This window comes from Lysinibacillus sp. A4 (genome assembly GCF_024919535.1).
GTDB lineage: Bacteria > Bacillota > Bacilli > Bacillales_A > Planococcaceae > Lysinibacillus > Lysinibacillus capsici.
Genome location: NZ_JANWTB010000004.1, coordinates 176,917 through 196,125, shown reverse-complemented (window position 1 = coordinate 196,125; position 19,209 = coordinate 176,917). Strand labels below are relative to the sequence as shown.

Sequence of the window (19,209 nt, the reverse complement as noted above, 5' to 3'; positions counted from 1 at the left end):
TGTATTAGGTATTATGGGGGAGAATCCTAAAAGCCTAGTAAAATACTGAAGTTGCCTTCTATATTTGCAGAAGGCAATTTTTTTTGATTTCAATCAAGAATGCTATTTAAGTTCTCATAGAAAATTAACTACCTCTATCGAAACAAAAATGGCAGTCTATACATTTGTTAAATTTGTAATGAATGATTTTGTTTTTTCAGTATTTTTTCATTTAGCTTAATTAAGATGGAAATATCATAAAGGAGCTGAAAAAATGAGGATTATCAAAATACTGCTAATTATTAGTTTAATTTGGCCATTTCTTGATGCCAACATAGCAAATGCGGATGATGAAGAAGATTATAAAAAATACGAGGGTGATGTTCATAAAAAGCACAATGATGATTATGATGATGACGAGGAAGATGATGATTATGATTATTATAAAGAAGAGGATGAATATGAATATTATGACCAAAGATACCCTGAAACAAATAGTAATACATGGAATATTTGGACAAGATCGACTTATGTAAATAAAGGAGAGTTACCCCTAAAAGAAGCGAAAGAAATTCAATTAAAACTAGAAAATAATAATAATACAGTGTCACTTTACTTGATTCCTTTAGATGGTGAAATATATGTGCCAGGTAAAATTGTTGCTGAACTTTTAGGTGCAAAAGTAGTTAATTATGATAATAGTAAAATATTAGAAATTAATAAAGCTGGTACAGAACTAATTTTTCGTGCGGGGACAAATGTAGTGTACTATAACGAGATAAAAACACCGATACCAGCTGTTACATTTTACTTGAATGATAATATATATGTTCCAATTAGTGTAATTTCAAATGGTTTGGGCTATGTGGCTGAATGGCAAGAAATGAATAACGCTGTTGTATTGAAGTTATTAAAATAAAAAAGGGAGATGATTGAATGAAAGATCAAAAGAAAGCTAAATGGATATTAGGCACTTCTGGAGTAATATTATCTTCTTTACTATTAACGCAATTTAATAATGTTCCATCAGATATAAACATAGCTGATCTAAATTTGACAAATGAACAATCAAAAAAAATGTCAGACCGAGAAAAGGAACTTGTTCAATTAGATTGGACAAATTTTGAAATTGTTGGAGTGAATCAACTACAACAAAATAAAATTCGTACCGATCGAACTACCAAACGATCCTAAACATAGTTTGAAGTGGAGTTGAAGTTGCTTGGATACCCTATCATTAAACACGATGAATACAAACTTTTATATTGAAATTGCTGGAACACAAAAAATGGATTGGAAAGACAAAGTGGTGAAATGGTTGCAATACGTTGCAAGAGAGTGGTCGAGATTTGAGCCAAATAATGAGTTAAATCAAATTAATCAACTAAAGGTAGGAGAAATAGGTAGAATTTCTCCTGCATTATATGATTGTTTAAAAACAGCAGACAACTATTATACATTAACTAATAATATATTTTCTCCGTATTTAAAATTACATTTAGAACAACATGGGTATGATCGATCCTTTCCTTTTCAAGAATCAACGTATAAGGCAATACAAATAGAAAAAAAGACAAATAAGCCATTTCTTTTTTTGGATCACAATGAAGTTTTAAAAAAGGATAATCAATTAATTGATTTAGGTGGATTTGCCAAAGGATACGTAGTTGAAAAAATAGCTGATTGGCTTAGACAGGTTTCTCCAGAGTTTGGAATTGTAGATGGTGGTGGAGATATGAAAATGTGGTCGTCAGGCAAAAAGACATGGACCATTGGGATTGCTCATCCATTTCATATACACGAAGAGATCAGTTCCATTAGAATTCAAAACGGAGCAATTGCCACATCGAATCGTATATTCAGAAGTTGGAAACAGCAGGGAAAAGAAAAGCATCACTTATTAGATGGAAGAACCGGAGAGGTAATCATTAGCCCTATCCTTCAAACAACAATAATAACAAACTCATTATGTCAAGCAGAAGTGGCAACAAAACTGGCTTTTTTATTAAATGAACAAGAATTACAAGTATGGTTTGACAAACTACAGATGCCTTGTGCTTGCTTAATAGCAAAAGATGATGGAAGTATATATTGGCTGAAAGGAGGAGAAAAATTAGATGTTATTTAGTACTTGGGAATGGATTCGATTATTAGGGCTTTTAAGTTATTTTTACTTCAGTATGTCAATTTTTTTTGGTTTACTAAGGAAATCTTCTACTCTCAAGTCCAATAAAAACTTATACTTTCAATTACATCAAATGAGTGGATGGATGGGATTTATAACTGTTATTGTACATTTACTTTTACTAATGATTGATCAATACGAACCCTATACTATTTCTGAAATCGTATTACCTTTTAGCGCTAACTATCAGGCATTGTTGTCTGGGCTAGGAACCATAGCTTTTTATTTATTTTTAATAGTTCTTTTAACATCAGATATATGGATAAATAAAATGAACTTTTCACTTTGGAAGAAGATGCATTTTCTTGTTTTACCTGCTTGGATATTATCACTTATTCATGGGCTATTCATTGGTACTGACTCTAATCAAATGTTGGTAATTTTATTTTATAGCAGTACGGTAATGGTTATAATTACCGCACTACTTGTAAGATTGATGAGTGATGGATTTAAGAAGAAAGATCAAAAGCAAGGGGTTAGCAAGTAAGCGGTGCATGAATGGATGAAAGGCAGTTTCTCCATGTTAGCTAGACTGCCAAAGTAGCTCAAAAAAATAAACTAGTTGAATGGCACTACTGATACATGTAATGCCATTCTATGGTTTATCCATCATGTAACGATGAAGAGCCTATTTTTTAGTATAAAGAGGAAATTGAATACAAAATGTTGTACCTTTTTCCAATTCGCTTTGAACTGTGAATGTTCCTCCGTGATCTTGAACAATAGAATCAGCTATAGCAAGTCCTAGTCCTGTTCCGTTTCTGTTTCTCACAGCATCACTCCGGAAAAATCTATCAAAAATAAAAGGGAGGTCTTCCTTAGAAATCCCAATGCCTGTATCTTCAATGTAGATATATATCATTTTATCAGTTTGTAAAAGCTTTAGATAGATTGATCCTCTTTGTGTGTACTGAGCGGCATTATCTAATAATATATAAATTAATTCAGTTATATTATTTGAATTTCCAATAAATTCAACATCAGGTTGGATTTCTGTTTCGAAAACGATTGATTTCGGTAACGCTCTTTTAAACTTCCTACTAATCGTTAGTAGCAACTCTGTTAAGGAGATTTTTTCTTTAGTTGAATGAATACGATTTTTGTCATGTCGGGCTAAAAATAATAGTTTATCTAATAGCTCTTTCATTAACTCTGCTTCATGCTTTAAATCTTCAATCAATTCTTTACCGAAATCACTCATATTATTAGCTTCATCAGTTTCTAAAATATCGAGTGAACTATAAAATACACTTAGCGGTGTTCTTAACTCATGAGAAGCATCTGAAACAAAGCTTTTCTGTTTTTCAAGTGCATGTTGAATGGGAATCATGGCTTTTCCTGCCATGTAGTAACTTAAGAATCCAATTATTATTGTAAAAATTATAATTAAAACAATAAACAGTAAGATCATTTTTTGAAAAAAATGATATTGTGATGTGGTCGATTTGCCTATAACAATATATCCAAGAAATTCATCGTTTGGCTGAATGGGTTTCGATAAAATTAAAAGATGTTTATCGCGCCACTTTATATTTTTTACAAAACGTTTAGAAGGATCTTCCGTTCGAATGATTTTTTCTAGATCTTTAAATAAACCTTGATAGTTTTCGTCACCGTGGACTAGTATCTGGTCTTTTGTATAAATATAGTAAAAATACATACCATTTGGGTTAAATTCTAATTTCCCTTCATTATCATTTTTGTGCTCAAAAAAGTCATGATATTGTTCTTTATAATAAGTTTCTAGTTCTTCTATTTGTTGATAATCCATTAGTTGAACTAATGAAAAATATAGAATAATAAGAAAAGCAAAGAAAAAGCCTATAAAATAAATGGAGTTAAATAAAGTTAGTTTTTTACGAGTTTTCTTAAACATGCTACCTCACTCTGTATCCTATTCCTCTAATGTTTTCAATAATGGATTTTGGACGATTATGATCGATTTTTTTACGAACTAATTTTACTAACGCATCAAGGTTGTTGTTAGTCATTTCATGATCAAAGCCCCACACTTGTGTGTAAATTTGTTCTCTAGTAAGAATGATGCCTTTGTTGATAAAAAGGTACTCTAACAATAAAAATTCGTTTTTAGTTAATAGTATTTCTTGATTATCTTTAAAAAGTGTTCTGGAATCCAAATATAACTTTAAATCATCAATTTGAATGATTTGATGAATGGATTTATTTTTTCTTCTTAAAATGGCACGTATTCTCGCTAAGAGTTCTTCCATTTTAAATGGTTTAACAACATAATCGTCAGCACCTGCATCTAATCCGCAGATGATGTCATTGCAATCATCCTTTGCTGTTAGTATTAAAATGCCACCTTCATAACCATTTCTTCTAGCTTCTTTGCACACATCAATACCGCTTATTTCTGGCATCATCCAATCTAAAATGACTAGATCGTATGTATGAAACAGTATGTATTCTAATGCATGCTGACCATTATCTACAGCATCCACCTGATGAAATTCTTTTTGAATGATGTGTACAATGTTTTTTCTTAATCGATTATCATCTTCAGCTATCAGTATTTTCAACGAAGCTCCTCCTACCTTTTTTATATTCAATATAACTAATTTATAACAACATTATGAAATCCACCTGAATTTTTTGTGCGACCAATCTTCTACTTATTCTAAGCCAAAAAAGAAATTTAAATTAAATATCGTAATTTTTTCTAGTACCGTTTTTCAGATTTTTTTCATATTGGTTGTTTAGACTAATGTTGAACCTCAATATGGAAGGAGATCTCCTATGCGATATTTAAAAATGTTTGGGATAGTATTGGTAGTTATGTTTTTTTTGTATGATGTAAATCCCATTTATGCTGATGATATTTTTGAAGGAAAAGATGAGTATGATGAGGGTAACGGTAGACAACAACACGAAGAAGGGCGTTATGAGGACCTTGGTGAATTAATTGGTTGGTGTGCATTCATAGGAATTGGTGCAGCGGGTATGATTTTTCCTATTAGAACCTTCTTGAAGTCTGTAATTCGTACTTTCCCACAATCTAAAGGACTATACTTATACGTAGCAAAGTTAATAGGTAGATATCATATTCTTTTTGGCACAATGGCATTGTTGTTAGGTATTGGTCATGGGATAATCATGTACTTTAATGAGGGTGAATTGGAGAATGAAGGAATTATTGGCTTAATTGCAATTATTCTTTTATCAATTACTGCTATTATAGGAATGAATTTATTTAACTATAGAAAAAATCGAAGCTTGCGAACAATCCATATCTCAATAGCGGCATTAAGTGTTATTACAGGAGGGATTCATATTTTTATCTCTTAATTATGTAAACATGACTCGGCTCATAATTACTAAGCTTAACATTTTTGTTGCATACTGCATTCATTTTCTATATTTGTTGTATAAACAATGCTTAGACAAAGAATCTCTAGTATTTGAGCTTAAAGCAAAAGGATCTCATTAGGGAAGTGTGCTGTGTAATTATATTTAAGTTTATAGTTCTTGTATTGGCTATGGTATATTTCCGTATAAGAATTCTACACCTCAGCATTACTTGCAGATGAATTAAAACTAGCTGTAATGCAGGTGGACAAAACTTAGCCAACATAAGTGCGACTCGACCCCAAATAACAAAAAAACCAGGTACCGCCAAAGAGGGGTACCTAGTTCTTTTATGCAAAGGGACACTTGGGATGGAGTGACCCTAGTAACAATTTCGGAGGTGTAAGGCTAATTTAGCTTTACACTACTATATATATGTTGTGATTGCTATGGTTGAATAGTTAATTGCCTGAGAAATAATCGATGAAATGCAAAAGAGTTTGGGTATTTCATTGATTGTCTAGGATAGAAATGGTAAAGTGAACATAACTTTAGGGACAAGGAGGAGAATTCATATGAAAAAAAGAGCTATTCGTTTTTTAAGCATGGGTATAGGGTTCTCCACAGCTGTTTTTTTCTAAAATCAACAAACAAGGGATAAGTCTGCCCTTTTTTAGAAAAAAATACAATCCTAAAGGAGAAAAGAATATGAAAACTAACATAGTACGTAAAAATCCAATGCAGGTACCTAGCCCTGTTGGGAAATATAGCCACATCACAATCATCCCGAAAGATGCAACAATGTATGCATTCTCTGGACAAATTGGGGTTGATCAAGATGATCAACTGCCAGTAGATTTAATTGAACAAACCACCAATACATTTAGAAATATTGAAGCGCTTTTAGCAACTGAGGGATTGGATGCATCTCATGTGGTAAAGGTGAATATATGGGCGACAGAGGAGATTGATTGGCATCATTTCTATCAGCAATGGGAAGTAATGTTTGGTCATTCCTATCCCTCTATGACTATTGCTTATGTATCTGCATTGGGGCTACCAGATATAAAAATAGAGATTGAACTTTGGGCTGCTAAATAGCTTAAAAAACGACAATATCCATGTGGTATTGTCGTTTTTGTGTACAGACGGTATTAACGTAACATCCTTTTTAATTGTTTCATTTCATAATTTAATTCGTCAATTTGCTTTTGTAGTTTGTCAATATCATTGCTATTACTTTCAATTTCCTTCAACTCATCCTCTAGAGCAAGACCAGCCGCAATGGTCGCTAGAGCGTCTCCAAGTGTTGTAATCGCCCCCGCAATGACAGCCAACTTAGCTGCTTGACTCACGGATTCCAATCCCTCATTATTCCGATTACCTTTATTTTGCTTCATATAATCCTCCCTACAAAAAAGGGTATTATTTGCATTGTATGCTAAGAATAAGAAACAGGTGAAGAATTTATGGGCATCAAATAGGTAACAAGGAAAAGTTGGATTTTATAAGGCGTTTTTTAGAAGTTTATGGTCTTTTCTAACAGGATTCTAATGACATTCAGAGAATAAATAAATATTTTAACTCATGTAAAAATGTGTTGTCAATAATAAATTTGTAATTTTATTAAAAAATGTTATAATAGTCTTACGATCATTTTTTTATAAACGTATTTCGAATTCCGATGTCCTATTTTGCAGAAAGAATTTGGATACGTTTTTTTATTTTTAAACAGAAGAAAAATTCGAAATTGTTTTAAAGAAGTTATTTGAAATTTTACTATCTAATAGTAACTTAATTTTTATTCCATAAGGAGGACTAGATGAATGAATCTAATTAATAAGAAAGTTACACACAAGCGTTTTGGCATAGGTAGTATAGTTAATCAAAATGATTCAAGTATTGAAATACATTTTGCATCAGAAAATAAAAGGTTTGTTTTTCCAGATGTATTTGGAAAGCACCTAACAATACATGATAAAAGTGATGCTAAGTTACTTGAGGAAATTATACAAAAAAAAGAAATTGAACGAAAAGAAGAAGAATCGCGGATGGAAGAGGCCAAAGAACTTCAACGGAAAGAACTCTTGCTTCGCTTGGAACACGAAAAACTTATGAGTAATCATAAACTTCATCCCGCATCACAGATGGTTTTTTGGTGTGATTCAGAGGAACAGAATAGTTCTGTTTCAGAGTGGAATGTTTTTTCAGGTATATTAAAGAGTGGTAATAATAAAGGGAAGCCAAACAAGCCGAGCCGCTTGCACCAAAATAGCGCTGTCCTTTTAACAGCAAGAGATTCCAGCCAGCCTGAAAGTGATAGACGTATCTTAGGTGTCTATATGGTGAATGAAAAATTCGTCGGCAAGCTGTGTGAAGATGGACATATTCCTGCTCATTCAAAATACAGAATTCATCTGACAGAACAGGAATCGGATCAGTTACTTTTCTGGCAATATTATATCAATGAAAAATTCCCCGAAAAAATGACATGGAAGACAGGGAAATATCGTTATTTCGAAAATTTATGGATGGCTCAAATTTTACTTGATATCATTTCGTTGAAAAGTGACCCAAAAGAACTGGAGTTGGCACAACAATTCTTTAAACATTTTTGTAAAATGAATCAGCTAACAGTACAAGAAATTCCCAAACCTGATGGCGCATTAACCCGTATTTAGTACAGTGAACCAATTATCAAGTTAAAGAGCTATACTTGCTTGCAAGAGATAAATAATGGCAATGAATACAAGTCACTGGATTTTAAAATCCAGTGACTTGTATGTTTATGTCCCAATAACTTTATTAGCTTTTAATACCTATTCCACACACTGTAACCCCAATGATTCACTTATTAGATGTAATAAAAGTAAAAAACAGCGTTAATAATGGCTTAACGCTGTTTTTAAATTAGTCACTTTGGTGACTAAATAAAATGGGGATGTGTTTCTTGCTGAAGATATGAGCAAAGATGGAAAGCGAGTAGGGTACATTACCAATATATGATGTTTACCACCAAGCTGATAGGTGTTTATCCTTTACGATCAATAATCTTTCGTACTTTGGCGTAGGGGAGGAATTGTCCAATATGTCCCGATTCGCCATAGCCATTCCATAGGGCCAAAGCGGAAAAAGTATAGCCATAGCTTACTAAAGAGCAATTGGCAACCATAAATGCCTAGACAAATCCACAAAGATTCAAGATAGCGAAGTTGTCCAATTAAACCGAAAGTATGGCCAATTAAGAGAATGAGCGCTGTTTGCCCCAAGTAATTAGTCAAGGCCATGCGCCCATATGCTTTTAACGGTGCCAATAGTCGCTGGAACAAAGTGCTTTGTAATAATAGGATGATTGTTCCCATGTAAAAGGCAGAAGCGAATGGGCTAAACTGTAGTCCAATTAATGAAAATTGCTCAATATTTGTAATATGAGCCGCTAGCTGATCCTTGGGCAAATGCTGGATATTAACAAGAGGCTCAGGGACATACTGCCATTGATAAAACCAGCTAGCCATGCTTATAAAGCCCATTACAATCGTCACGAACATGATTTTATTTCGATGTAACGAGATATTTTCAAATAAATGATATTGACCAGCAGCTAGACCAAGCAAAATCAGTGGAAATGGCATTAAAATTTTTAGACCAAAATAGGCAGTGATGGCTAATAGGATGAATCCAAGGATGAGATTGATGTCTTTGCGCATTTTATAAAAAGGTAAGGCTACAAAGCCAAAGATAGCATAGACAGTTAAGGCTTCACCTGGTTGGAAATAAAAATGCACTAGCCCCATAAACAGTAAAATCAAAAGCCTACGACTAAATAAGGCATAGGCTTTTTCGCCCCTTGCCTGTGCGCGTGAAATAAAGAGATAGAATCCTATTCCAAATAAAAATGAAAAAATGATAAAAAATTTACCCTCTACAAAAAGTGTCAGAAAGCGGCTATAGGCAATATCGTTTGCCAATTCAGGTGGTTCAATCCACATTAATGAGGGGATATTGACTAAAATAATGCCCAGTAAGGCGAACCCTCTTAAATAATCTAATGTATCAATCCGTTTATTACTGTTGGTCGGTTGCAACGTATATCTCCTCCTTTAAAACCAATTATAAGGAAGATCTTTTAAAAGTAGTAACGATGAATGTTACGTGAATCTAACAAAATTGTCATCTTATAGAGGCTCTATTGGCTCAGGGTAAATCGCTAATAGCTCATATGCATGCTGACGTATAAGCTGAATTAGTGCGTATGGTTCTTTGACAATTGCATGTTGACCAAGGCGAAAGAATAGGGAGCTATTAAAGTGGAGCTCATGTTGATCGATAATCGTATCGATATAGCCTGTTCCATCACTATGTCGAACAACCGCTTTTTCAAGATGGGGCTCACTTAAACATTGACGAATGCCCTCGCTTGATAATTCTACATATAACCGAATAGGCTGCTGAGGCTCATAGTCAGTTTCAAGCCATTGCTGCAAATTCATCGTCGTTTTATGGTTTGCTTCACTAATTTTTATCCCTTTAATTCGATCTACACGGAAGAGTAATATTCTTTCATTTGATAGCAGTAGCGCAGGCATATACCATAAGCCATCATGAGCGTACACGCCAATAGGCTGGATATGCTTAGAGGTGATACCAGACTTCGATTCATACTGGATATGCAATTGTGATTGGTTGATGATAGCCTCTAAAACGTCCGTTAGGAGTGGTGTTGTAATGGCTCTTTTAGGGTTCCAAAAGGCAATATAGGATTGCAGCGTATCCACCTTTTTCTTGGCTTCCTTCTGTAAGGATTCATACAGCTTTTGAGAGACAGACTTCATTTCAGTATTAAAGGGTAAATCACGATAATAGTGCAAAGACTGGAATGCAAAGAAGATGGCGACCGCCTCTTCCTCAGTAAATAATATCGGGGGGAGAATAGCATTGGATAGCACCGTATAGCCCCCATGTCTTCCTTGTTCCGCGTAAATGGGTAGCCCCATATCACTTAAATCCAAAAGGTAACGATGCACCGTTCGCACGGAAATATGGAAGGTGTCGGCAATTTCCTGCGCTGTAAATTTCTTTTTCACACTGACGAATAGCAAAATATCAATTAATCGTTTAGCTTTAGTCATATTTTTTTCACCTTTTTATTTAATCATGCCAATAGTTGTCATGTTTTATATTTAGTATAGAGATTGTACAAGAGATTTTCAAAAGAAGAGGAGCTGACGTAATGTCACGGGAAATACTGGTATTTATTGCAGGGAGTTTAGATGGATTTATTGCCAAGGAAAATGATGATCTACAGTGGCTAGAGGAAACAGAGGGAGAGGGTGATAATGGCTACGCTGATATGTATCAAACCATTGATACCGTCATTATGGGAAAACGGACATATGATTATATCCTAGAACATCTTAAACCGTTCCCTTATCCTGATAAAAAATGCTATGTGTTCTCAACAACTCAAACTGGGGAAAATGAGCATGTGACGTTTATCCAAGAGGATGTCATCACATTTACTCAACGTTTAAAAGAGCAAGAAGGCACAAAGATTTGGATGGTAGGGGGAGGGAACCTTCTAGATGCTTTTTTACAGGAGCGGCTAATTGACGAATGGATTATTACGATTACACCCCATTTACTGGGCTCAGGGATACCCTTGTTTAAATCTCCCCGTCCATTCGAAAACTTAAGGCTATTGGAAACAAAACGATATGGTCAAATGGTACAACTACATTATGAGGTAAGGAAAGAGGCTTAAATCAAGCCTCTTCTTTATTTGATAAAGGAACGATAGATTTCTCCTAAGAGACCTTGCATTTGATGAACGCCTGTATCGGTGTTAGTCATGGCAACAAAGCCTTTGTCTAGGTGGGGGTAGGCCACTAGCATACATTGATAGCCAACGCCCCAGCCAAGCGAGGATATTTCAAGCTGCTCACCAGCACCATCAAGAAATACACCAAGGCCCATCCATTCTTTACAGCCCTGAGGACGAATTAGCTCATGGATTGAAGCTAAACCAAGTGTACCCTTTCCCTTTAAGGCCTGCATTACCTCTTGTAATAATTTTGCTAGATCTGACGGTGTTGTCCATAATCCACAAGCTGCATCATACGGGTAAATAGGGTATCTTTGTGCTGTTAGGGTGCCATCTTTCTGATGACCACTTGCTGTATTGGCAGTTGGGACTGCGGAAGAAAAAAAGCTATTTGTCATGGCTAGTGGTCGGAAAATCACGTCTGTCATAAGTGTTGAAAAACTTGAGCCTATTGTATCCTCAATCAGCAATTGAACAATGCAAAAGCCAGCATCTGAATAGTGAAATTCTTGTCCGGCCTCAAAAGTACTATCGATTGGAATGGAACAATAAGGAGTTGTACCTTTTAATAAGTCGACCATCGAAGGCCTCTGCCATCGTGAATGTAAGGGAGAGAAGCTGCCTTTAGGGTCAATAATTCCGGCCTGATGACTTAACAAATGTCGTAATGTTACTTTTTTTCCCTGAGTGTAGCTATGATCTGGCATCTTCCAAGATGTGAGCTTTTGATTAATATCCTCATCTAAATCTACTATACCTTGCTCGACCAGCTTCATCACTAAAATGCTTGTAACTAGTTTACTAATTGAACAGGCATTGAAGATGGTTTGGGTATTGATTCTGTTAGTTTTCCCGACCTCTAATAGACCAAAGCACACTGCTTTCTGAAGCTCACCATCCTTTATATAGGCAATGCTGAGGCCAGCTATTTGTTGTTGCGACATTTGCTCATGTATTGTCATGAATAAAGATCTCCTAGTTTTCCTTCATCATACCATAAGTAGGAACGAATGTTCTTGGGAAACTATCGTTATGTAAGTTGAAATCTATTGTATAATAAAGGAATTATTTCTACAAAGGTACATACAATGGAGGGGTTCTGTGACAAAAGCGTTTCCACAAAAAATACATATCATTGGGTCCGTTGGCAGTGGGAAAACGACATTGGCGAGGAAGTTATCTAAAACCTTGCAGATTCCTTATTATGAGCTTGATAATGTGGCATGGATGCGAAAGGAATCAGGGGATATTCTAAGAACAGATGAAGAAAAAAAGGAGCACTTACAAACCATTCTCCAAACGAACAGTTGGATTATAGAGGGGATCCATCAGGAGGAGTGGGTTGTTGATAGCTTCCAGCAAGCTGATTGCATTATCTTTCTCGATACGCCTTATAAAATTCGAGTCTTTCGTATAATAAAAAGATTTATAAAACAAAAAATGGGCTTCGAAAAAGCTCACTATCAACCTACTTTTTCGATCTTTTTTAAAATGTTTCGTTGGAATAAACGCTTTGAAAGGGTAGGAAAGCCTAAATTCTTTAAACAGCAACATGCTGTATTGGCTAAACTTTTAATGATTCAGCGCAATAAGGATTTAGATTCCTATTTTCGACAATTCTAAAGCGTATCCCGATGTCAGGATACGCTTGTTCTTAGGCATTTTTCTTTGTACGTGTAGTCCGTTTTCTTGTAGCGGGCTTTTTTGTTTTTTCTAAAGAGGCCTGTAGAGCTGTCATTAAATCCGTGACATTTTCAGGAATTGGACGTTGTTTATCGCTTGTAGATATCGTATTTGTAGCTTTCTTTTCTTCAATTAGTTCTAATAAAGCATTGCGGTAATCATCTGTATATTTTTCAGGGTTGAATGTAGTTGTTAGTTGTTCCACTAACATGAGGGCTGTATCGAGCTCCTTTTGTACTACATCCTGTTCGCTTGGAATATTAGGGACATCGCCAATGCTCCTTACCTCATCTGGATAGTGAATTGTTTCCATCACAAGGGCATTTTGATAAACACGCACAATGGCAAGTTGCTCTTTAGAGCGGATAACGATTTTGGCAATGCCTATTTTCCCTGATTGTTCTAATGTTTTTCGTAACAATGAATAGGCTTTGGCTCCCGTCGAATCGGGTGATAAAAAATAGGTGCGTTCAAAATAGATTGGATCGATTTCAGTTAATTGCACAAAATCAATAATTTCCACAGCCTTATCTTCATTTTCCTTACGCAAGTTTTCTAAATCCTCTTGATCCAACACAACAAATTTATTTTTGGCATATTCATAAGCCTTCACGATATCCTCATCTGTTACCTCTTGGTTACAGCCCTCACAAACCTTTTTATAACTAATCGGCGTATGGCAGTCTTTGTGAAGCTGACGCAATTTGACATCTTTATTTTCAGTTGCAGCATGTAGTTTCACAGGAATATTAACAAGTCCAAAGGAAATACTGCCTTTCCACACTGTATGCATTGTTGTCACCTCGTTTTTCTTACTATGATGTATTTTGAGGTTTTTTATGTATCTTAAAATGAAATCTTCAAACACTGAATATAAAAAGCAAAGTAGGTATTGTGAAATGAAACCAATGCTTTTATCGGAAACAAACGATATTCCTAGTGGAGATGAATGGCTATTTGAAACAAAATATGATGGTTTTCGCTGCTTATTAGTTTGGGATGAGGAGCCGAAGCTCATTAGTAGAAATGGGCGACATTTAAATCACCTGTTTCCCGAAATTTTAGCTTTTTGTCAGCAAATATATACATCCATCCAAACCTTTTTACCCCTAACCTTGGATGGGGAGTTAGTTTATTTACGCAATCATTATAAAAGTGATTTTGCCGTTGTTCAGAAGAGGGGGAGAATGCAAAATCAAGACGTGATTCAGGAACATGCTCATTCATGTCCTTTTCACTATCTAGCATTTGATGTTTTAACCCTTAAAGGAGAATCTCTCCAAAACCACTATTTAAAAACGCGAAAGGAGCAATTGGTCAAGCTTGCGACGAAGTTCAAATGGCCAAGCGTAAACTATGAGAATCCAACGCCTATCCAAGTCATACATGGTAGTGAGGAGCATGAGAGCATATGGCAGTCCATCAAGCTTTACAATGGGGAAGGCATTGTTGCTAAGAAGAAAACAAGTAAATGGCTTGAAAACATACGATCAAATCATTGGTTAAAGATAAAAAATTGGCGTTATGTCACAGTCATTGTCACACAATATGACCATAGCAATAGTTATTTTCATGGTGCAGTTTTTGAGGACAATGAATTACGAGAAGTCGTTACGTTTAAGCATGGGATGACAGAGGAAGAGCATCAAACACTTGTCAAATTCTTTCAGACTAATGGACTGCGTAAAAAGGAGCTATGGGCACTTGAGCCTTCGATTTGTGTTGATATTGCCTGTATTGATTTTGATGGTAGTAAGCTTCGGGAACCTAGATTTCATGCCTTTCGATTAGAGATAGCACCTGAGCAATGTCATTGGCTGCACATGCAACGTCAACTGTATCCTATCCCTGATTCAGTTGCTATCACACATCCAGACAAGCCTGTATGGCCGAATATGGGTATTACAAAGGATCAATACTTGTTCTATTTGCAAAATATTTCGCCCTATTTAATGCCTTTTCTAAAGGATCGCCCTCTAACGCTAATACGCTATCCACATGGTGTTCCAGGTGAAAGTTTTTATCAAAAAAGTAGACCAGAAAAAATGCCTGATTTTGTGGCAACAGCTGTGATGGATGATATTGATTATATCGTATGTAATAACTTGGAAACGTTATTGTGGCTTGGAAATCAGCTGGCATTAGAGTTCCACATTCCATTTCAAACACATCATTCTCCGTACCCGACAGAAATCGTTTTCGACTTAGATCCTCCCTCAGTACAAGATTTTTCATTAGCCGTTTCAGGCGCACTTGATTTAAAGAACATTATTGATTATTTTCAGCTCCAATCCTTCGTCAAAACATCAGGTGGAAAAGGTTTACAGCTGTATATTCCTTTACCCGCAAATACATTTACTTATGAAGAGGTACGTATTTTTACAGAGTTTGTTTGTCGCTTTTTATGTGAGCAAAAGCCAAATTTATATACAATTGAGCGTTTAAAGAAGAATCGTCATGAAAAATTATATTTAGATTATGTCCAGCATGCAGAGGGCAAGACTATCATTGCCCCGTATTCTACTCGGGGCAATGAAATGGGTTTAGTAGCAACACCGCTTCTATGGGAGGAGGTCAATGAAAACCTAACACCAACACTTTTTACGATTCCCTTTGTCATGGCGCGCATGAAAAAAATGAGCAATCCCTTTCAATTATTTCGTGAAGTAGGGGAGCAACAAAATTTTCAAGCAGTTCTAGATCAATTAAAGGCATGAGGACACTTATGGGGATAGGGAAGCTCTGACAGGGCATGAGCGCTGTGCGATGTAAAACGAGCAGGGTTTACCTGATAAAACTCAGGTTTACAAAAAAGATCGCTTTGACCAATACTGCAAGCGCTTCTAAAAAAGAGGTGTTCCCAATGTCATTGGGAACACCTCTTTTTGCCGTTATAGTGGAACCTGTGCATTTACTTTTTCGAGGTAATCCAGTATGCCCATTGCGGACACAATGGTATCGAATGGGATGGTTTGATAGACAGGATGATCGGACGGAATGTCGTTTTCCTGTAGATAGTTGAATAAAAGTTCCTTTAAGCGAGCATCTAAGTAGTGAACTTGTTCTTGGAACTGGCTGGATGCTGCTTGCGCTTTTCTACCTTCTTCTAAAAAGAGCGGTGTCCAATAGCGCACCTGACGATAGGCTTCAGCTGGATTTTTATAAGCCCCATAGTGACCGAAGTATAATTCACTTGCTTGTAGCTTTTCGTACAATTTTAAGGATTGTTCCATTGTTTCAGGGTTGTATTGATTTGGAGAGGTGGACGGAATGATTAAATCAATTGCTTCCTCATCCATTTCGGGATAGCGAACACCTGTGGTATCTCCTACAAACAAGCCGTTTGTAGCGGAATAAAGCATTGAAACATGATGCTTAGCATGTCCCTCAGTATGATAAAACGTTAATTGATGTTGACCTAATTGTAAACGCTGTTCGTGATGAACTTCTATAATTTTTGCAGCGTCAATGGGCACAATTGGATCAAAAAGGCGGTCAAATTCAGCGCCATAAACTCCTTTAGCACTGCGGATAAGACGACTTGGATCAATCATGTGGGCTGCGCCTCGTGGATGAACCACTAATTTAGCATTGGGACAGCTTTGCAAAAATAACCCTGCTCCGCCTGCATGGTCTAAATGAATATGTGTCACGATGACATAGTCTATATCCTCTACTGCAATATTTAATTTCTGTAACCCTTCCATAATATAAGGTACGGATGGACTGGCCGAAGTTTCGAGGAGAGCAATCTTTTCATCGATTAATAGATAGGAGCTTGTTCGCTGCTCTCGACCTAAATCATGTGTATCGATACAGTAGAAATTTGGTGCAATTTGTTGGACGCTAGTCAATTCAATTTCCCCCTTTTATTTCAAAAATAAGCTATTTCTGCTTATAAATGCAATATTTAGCTACAAAAAGTAGTTGTTATACTATATAATAATAGAAAATTTAACTGAATGTCTATTCATTTTTTAAGGGGGATAGTAATGGAGCATAAACTTCGTTATGATACACGAAAAGTTCATCGTGTCAATTTGGCTATTATCTCAATTTTGGCCATTCTAATATGCGGACCTATGATTCTATCAAAGGGCATCCATTTTTTATTGATCGGGCTAGCTGTCATTGCGTTAGCGGTATGTAATTATTTTTTACCTATAAAAACGTATGTCAAAGGCTTTATTTTTGGCCTCATTCCATCAAGTGTTGTGTTTACCTTATTTTTGCTTGATAGCTTCTCATTAAATAAACATTATATTTTACTGTGCACAGTGGCCATTATTGCCCTGTATTTTAAAAAAGAATTGATTGTTTTCTTTGGGATTCTAACCAATTTTAGTTTTTTCATTTTATATATGGTCAACTCGTCATCATTGTTAGGCCCATTTGATGATACCATTGTCTTTGTGACACTTCTGGCAATTATGAATGGGGTCATTATAGCTTTTTATTTGCTGGCAAAATGGGGGAATGAACTGATTCAACATGCAGAAATCCAGCAAAATGAAGTGCGTGCATCCTTCAATCAACTACAAAATACATTTCAGGAAATTGAAAAGAGCAGTCAGGCATTGGACAAGCATGTCACGCAATTCCAACAAACAATGCAAAGGATTTCTGGCTCTAGTAAGCAAATTTTAGTAGCGACAGAGGATATTTCTGCAAGTATTCAGCAGGAGGCATCCAGTTTGCAAATGATTCACGGCACAATGGGCGACTCGGTTCATTTTGTCAATAAAACATTGACGATTTCGAAGGATACGGTCGCTAAATCTACTGAGCTACAACAAGAAGTATTAGCAGGATGGGATAAAATGCAGGATGCCATGACTCAAATGAGCGTCATGAGTTATGCGATGGGCTCAACAGTGGAAACTGTCAAAGAGCTTCAATACAGCCTACAAACGGTGGATAGTCTATTAAAGGGGATTACCCATATTGCAGAACAGACTAATTTATTGGCCTTAAATGCCGCGATAGAAGCAGCTAGAGCGGGGGAACATGGAAAGGGATTTGCCATTGTAGCAGATGAGGTGCGTAAGCTAGCAGAGGAAAGCGCTGCAATTACTGTCAGCATTACCAATGTGACAAAAACCTTGTTTGAAAAATCAACAGAGGCTCATCAGCGTTCTGATGACGGTGAAAAGGCACTCCAGCATGGTGAACAGCTTTTACAGGATGTCAGTCATTTCTTTAATAATTTAAAGGATTCTTTTACAGAAACGAATACAGATTTAACAAGAGGGATGCAGGAATTAAGTAGTGCCATCTCACAATTTGAGGTAATCCAAATGCAAATTGAAAAACTGAATCACATGACGGAGCAAAATGCAGCTTCTACTGGTGCTATTCTACATTCAGTGGAGGATGAAAATCAGCTTCTCGTAAGCATGACAGACACCACGAACCACATTCAGGCTTTAAGTAACACGTTAAAGGCATTAGTGATGGCAAAGGTATAATAGAACCATTGATATTGAAATAAATGGTAGGGTAAAATAAGAGTAGGATTAACCTTCCTAGATGGAGGGTATAAAGATAGTATTCATTTACATTGTTTTATCCATATCTGGTTATGGTGATTGTTTTTGAGTTTGTATGAGCCTCAGCACAATAACTTAAATATGCATTTTTAGTGGGGTATGCTATGGTGATTGTCACCATTTATATAATAGCTGTAGATACATTCAGACCATAAATCTGTTGTATGACTTGAAAAGGAGGAGGGATTCCATGAACATTCGTAGTGTACAGAGTTCAGATTACTATACTTTATCTCCATTGATTAATGAGTGGTGGGGTGGTAGGAATATGTCAGATAAGCTGCCTAAATTATTTTTTGATCACTTTACAAATACAAGCCTAATTATGGAGAAGGATGGCGAGATTATCGGCTTCCTCATTGGCTTTTTATCGCAGTCTAAAACAAATGAAGCGTTCATCCATTTTGTTGGGGTCCATCCTGATTACAGAAAACAGAATATTGCAAAAAGATTATATGATGTATTCTTTCATGTGGTGAAGCAATACCATCGAAATATTGTGAAATGTGTCACGTCGCCTATTAATGAAGTATCCATCGCCTTCCATACGAATCTGGGTTTTAGAATGGAAAAAGGTGACAAGGTGATAGATAATATGTCCATTCATAGTAATTATGGTGGTGAAAATCAAGATCGTGTGTTGTTTTATAAAATTCTACCGTAATTTACTTTCGATAGTTGGC

General features: G+C 35.9%; 20 protein-coding genes. 12 read left to right on the top strand and 8 right to left on the bottom strand.

The window, feature by feature from the left end; all coding sequences use genetic code 11:
* The first annotated feature begins 253 nt into the window (after window positions 1-253).
* Genes NY607_RS09605 through NY607_RS09590 form a run of 4 tightly spaced genes read left to right on the top strand, consistent with a single transcriptional unit; the run spans window position 254 to window position 2,651 of the window.
* A complete protein-coding gene (locus NY607_RS09605) occupies window positions 254-898 on the top strand; it encodes a copper amine oxidase N-terminal domain-containing protein (protein WP_259419582.1) in 645 nt (214 codons plus the stop codon).
* 17 nt (window positions 899-915) lie between these two features.
* Window positions 916-1,173, top strand: a complete 258-nt coding sequence (locus tag NY607_RS09600) for a hypothetical protein (RefSeq protein ID WP_054550292.1) — start codon at window positions 916-918, stop codon at window positions 1,171-1,173.
* Between the two features lie 28 nt (window positions 1,174-1,201).
* On the top strand, window positions 1,202-2,107 hold the full coding sequence (locus NY607_RS09595) for an FAD:protein FMN transferase (RefSeq protein WP_259419581.1): 906 nt from the start codon (window positions 1,202-1,204) through the stop codon (window positions 2,105-2,107).
* Entirely contained in the window at window positions 2,097-2,651 is a 555-nt protein-coding gene (locus tag NY607_RS09590) for a ferric reductase-like transmembrane domain-containing protein (protein ID WP_036076409.1), read from the top strand. Before NY607_RS09595 ends, NY607_RS09590 begins: the two co-directional genes overlap by 11 nt.
* 141 nt (window positions 2,652-2,792) lie before the next feature.
* Here the strand turns inward: NY607_RS09590 and NY607_RS09585 are convergent, their stop codons facing one another.
* Both NY607_RS09585 and NY607_RS09580 read right to left on the bottom strand, forming a co-directional pair.
* A complete protein-coding gene (locus NY607_RS09585; protein ID WP_259419580.1) occupies window positions 2,793-3,935 on the bottom strand; it encodes a sensor histidine kinase in 1,143 nt (380 codons plus the stop codon).
* Between the two features lie 106 nt (window positions 3,936-4,041).
* Window positions 4,042-4,707, bottom strand: a complete 666-nt coding sequence (locus NY607_RS09580; RefSeq protein ID WP_036076407.1) for a response regulator transcription factor — start codon at window positions 4,705-4,707, stop codon at window positions 4,042-4,044.
* 217 nt (window positions 4,708-4,924) lie between these two features.
* On the opposite strand from NY607_RS09580, the gene NY607_RS09575 reads away from it, so the two are divergent.
* Window positions 4,925-5,473, top strand: a complete 549-nt coding sequence (locus NY607_RS09575) for a hypothetical protein (protein ID WP_259419579.1) — start codon at window positions 4,925-4,927, stop codon at window positions 5,471-5,473.
* A gap of 708 nt (window positions 5,474-6,181) precedes the next feature.
* Complete coding sequence (locus tag NY607_RS09570; RefSeq protein WP_016992195.1) at window positions 6,182-6,574, top strand: RidA family protein; 393 nt, start codon at window positions 6,182-6,184, stop codon at window positions 6,572-6,574.
* A gap of 53 nt (window positions 6,575-6,627) precedes the next feature.
* On the opposite strand, the gene NY607_RS09565 is transcribed toward NY607_RS09570, so the two are convergent.
* A complete protein-coding gene (locus NY607_RS09565; RefSeq protein WP_048392591.1) occupies window positions 6,628-6,873 on the bottom strand; it encodes a hypothetical protein in 246 nt (81 codons plus the stop codon).
* Window positions 6,874-7,299: 426 nt separating this feature from the next.
* Between NY607_RS09565 and NY607_RS09560 the strand changes: the two genes are divergently transcribed.
* A complete protein-coding gene (locus NY607_RS09560; RefSeq protein WP_259419578.1) occupies window positions 7,300-8,154 on the top strand; it encodes a malate synthase in 855 nt (284 codons plus the stop codon).
* Window positions 8,155-8,517: 363 nt separating this feature from the next.
* Here the strand turns inward: NY607_RS09560 and NY607_RS09555 are convergent, their stop codons facing one another.
* Together NY607_RS09555 and NY607_RS09550 are read right to left on the bottom strand one after the other, a co-directional pair.
* The gene (locus NY607_RS09555) at window positions 8,518-9,558 is read right to left on the bottom strand and encodes a DUF418 domain-containing protein (protein ID WP_259419577.1); all 1,041 of its coding nucleotides are present in this window, start codon (window positions 9,556-9,558) and stop codon (window positions 8,518-8,520) included.
* A 90-nt stretch (window positions 9,559-9,648) separates the two neighbouring features.
* Window positions 9,649-10,602: a helix-turn-helix transcriptional regulator gene (locus tag NY607_RS09550; RefSeq protein WP_259419576.1), complete on the bottom strand. Its 954-nt coding sequence runs from the start codon at window positions 10,600-10,602 to the stop codon at window positions 9,649-9,651.
* Window positions 10,603-10,703: 101 nt separating this feature from the next.
* On the opposite strand from NY607_RS09550, the gene NY607_RS09545 reads away from it, so the two are divergent.
* Complete coding sequence (locus NY607_RS09545) at window positions 10,704-11,234, top strand: dihydrofolate reductase family protein (protein ID WP_131520089.1); 531 nt, start codon at window positions 10,704-10,706, stop codon at window positions 11,232-11,234.
* Between the two features lie 14 nt (window positions 11,235-11,248).
* Here NY607_RS09545 and NY607_RS09540 read toward each other — a convergent pair whose 3' ends face one another.
* Window positions 11,249-12,256 carry a serine hydrolase domain-containing protein gene (locus tag NY607_RS09540; protein WP_259419575.1) on the bottom strand — a complete coding sequence of 336 codons (1,008 nt, stop codon included), beginning with the start codon at window positions 12,254-12,256 and terminating at the stop codon, window positions 11,249-11,251.
* A 139-nt stretch (window positions 12,257-12,395) separates the two neighbouring features.
* Between NY607_RS09540 and NY607_RS09535 the strand changes: the two genes are divergently transcribed.
* Window positions 12,396-12,917, top strand: coding sequence for an AAA family ATPase (locus tag NY607_RS09535; protein WP_237898103.1), 522 nt, complete (start codon window positions 12,396-12,398; stop codon window positions 12,915-12,917).
* Between the two features lie 31 nt (window positions 12,918-12,948).
* Here the strand turns inward: NY607_RS09535 and ku are convergent, their stop codons facing one another.
* The gene (gene ku, locus NY607_RS09530) at window positions 12,949-13,770 is read right to left on the bottom strand and encodes a non-homologous end joining protein Ku (protein WP_004225181.1); all 822 of its coding nucleotides are present in this window, start codon (window positions 13,768-13,770) and stop codon (window positions 12,949-12,951) included.
* A 106-nt stretch (window positions 13,771-13,876) separates the two neighbouring features.
* Between ku and NY607_RS09525 the strand changes: the two genes are divergently transcribed.
* Window positions 13,877-15,694, top strand: coding sequence for a DNA ligase D (locus NY607_RS09525; protein WP_237898102.1), 1,818 nt, complete (start codon window positions 13,877-13,879; stop codon window positions 15,692-15,694).
* Window positions 15,695-15,868: 174 nt separating this feature from the next.
* Here NY607_RS09525 and NY607_RS09520 read toward each other — a convergent pair whose 3' ends face one another.
* On the bottom strand, window positions 15,869-16,831 hold the full coding sequence (locus NY607_RS09520; protein WP_259419574.1) for an MBL fold metallo-hydrolase: 963 nt from the start codon (window positions 16,829-16,831) through the stop codon (window positions 15,869-15,871).
* 138 nt (window positions 16,832-16,969) lie between these two features.
* Here NY607_RS09520 and NY607_RS09515 point away from each other — a divergent pair, with 138 nt between their 5' ends.
* Window positions 16,970-18,445, top strand: coding sequence for a methyl-accepting chemotaxis protein (locus tag NY607_RS09515; RefSeq protein WP_131520094.1), 1,476 nt, complete (start codon window positions 16,970-16,972; stop codon window positions 18,443-18,445).
* Between the two features lie 271 nt (window positions 18,446-18,716).
* Window positions 18,717-19,190: a GNAT family N-acetyltransferase gene (locus tag NY607_RS09510; RefSeq protein WP_131520095.1), complete on the top strand. Its 474-nt coding sequence runs from the start codon at window positions 18,717-18,719 to the stop codon at window positions 19,188-19,190.
* Window positions 19,191-19,209 lie beyond the last annotated feature (19 nt).

Bases quoted from the DNA above. Each gene is read 5' to 3' on its own strand.
- NY607_RS09585 (WP_259419580.1), bottom strand. From the start codon at position 3,935: ATGGATTATCAACAAATAGAAGAACTAGAAACTTATTATAAAGAACAA.
- NY607_RS09550 (WP_259419576.1), bottom strand. From the start codon at position 10,602: ATGACTAAAGCTAAACGATTAATTGATATTTTGCTATTCGTCAGTGTG.
- ku (WP_004225181.1), bottom strand. From the start codon at position 13,770: ATGCATACAGTGTGGAAAGGCAGTATTTCCTTTGGACTTGTTAATATT.
- NY607_RS09540 (WP_259419575.1), bottom strand. From the start codon at position 12,256: ATGACAATACATGAGCAAATGTCGCAACAACAAATAGCTGGCCTCAGC.
- NY607_RS09600 (WP_054550292.1), top strand. From the start codon at position 916: ATGAAAGATCAAAAGAAAGCTAAATGGATATTAGGCACTTCTGGAGTA.
- NY607_RS09525 (WP_237898102.1), top strand. From the start codon at position 13,877: ATGAAACCAATGCTTTTATCGGAAACAAACGATATTCCTAGTGGAGAT.
- NY607_RS09605 (WP_259419582.1), top strand. From the start codon at position 254: ATGAGGATTATCAAAATACTGCTAATTATTAGTTTAATTTGGCCATTT.
- NY607_RS09560 (WP_259419578.1), top strand. From the start codon at position 7,300: ATGAATCTAATTAATAAGAAAGTTACACACAAGCGTTTTGGCATAGGT.
- NY607_RS09575 (WP_259419579.1), top strand. From the start codon at position 4,925: ATGCGATATTTAAAAATGTTTGGGATAGTATTGGTAGTTATGTTTTTT.
- NY607_RS09545 (WP_131520089.1), top strand. From the start codon at position 10,704: ATGTCACGGGAAATACTGGTATTTATTGCAGGGAGTTTAGATGGATTT.
- NY607_RS09515 (WP_131520094.1), top strand. From the start codon at position 16,970: ATGGAGCATAAACTTCGTTATGATACACGAAAAGTTCATCGTGTCAAT.
- NY607_RS09510 (WP_131520095.1), top strand. From the start codon at position 18,717: ATGAACATTCGTAGTGTACAGAGTTCAGATTACTATACTTTATCTCCA.
- NY607_RS09570 (WP_016992195.1), top strand. From the start codon at position 6,182: ATGAAAACTAACATAGTACGTAAAAATCCAATGCAGGTACCTAGCCCT.
- NY607_RS09590 (WP_036076409.1), top strand. From the start codon at position 2,097: ATGTTATTTAGTACTTGGGAATGGATTCGATTATTAGGGCTTTTAAGT.
- NY607_RS09565 (WP_048392591.1), bottom strand. From the start codon at position 6,873: ATGAAGCAAAATAAAGGTAATCGGAATAATGAGGGATTGGAATCCGTG.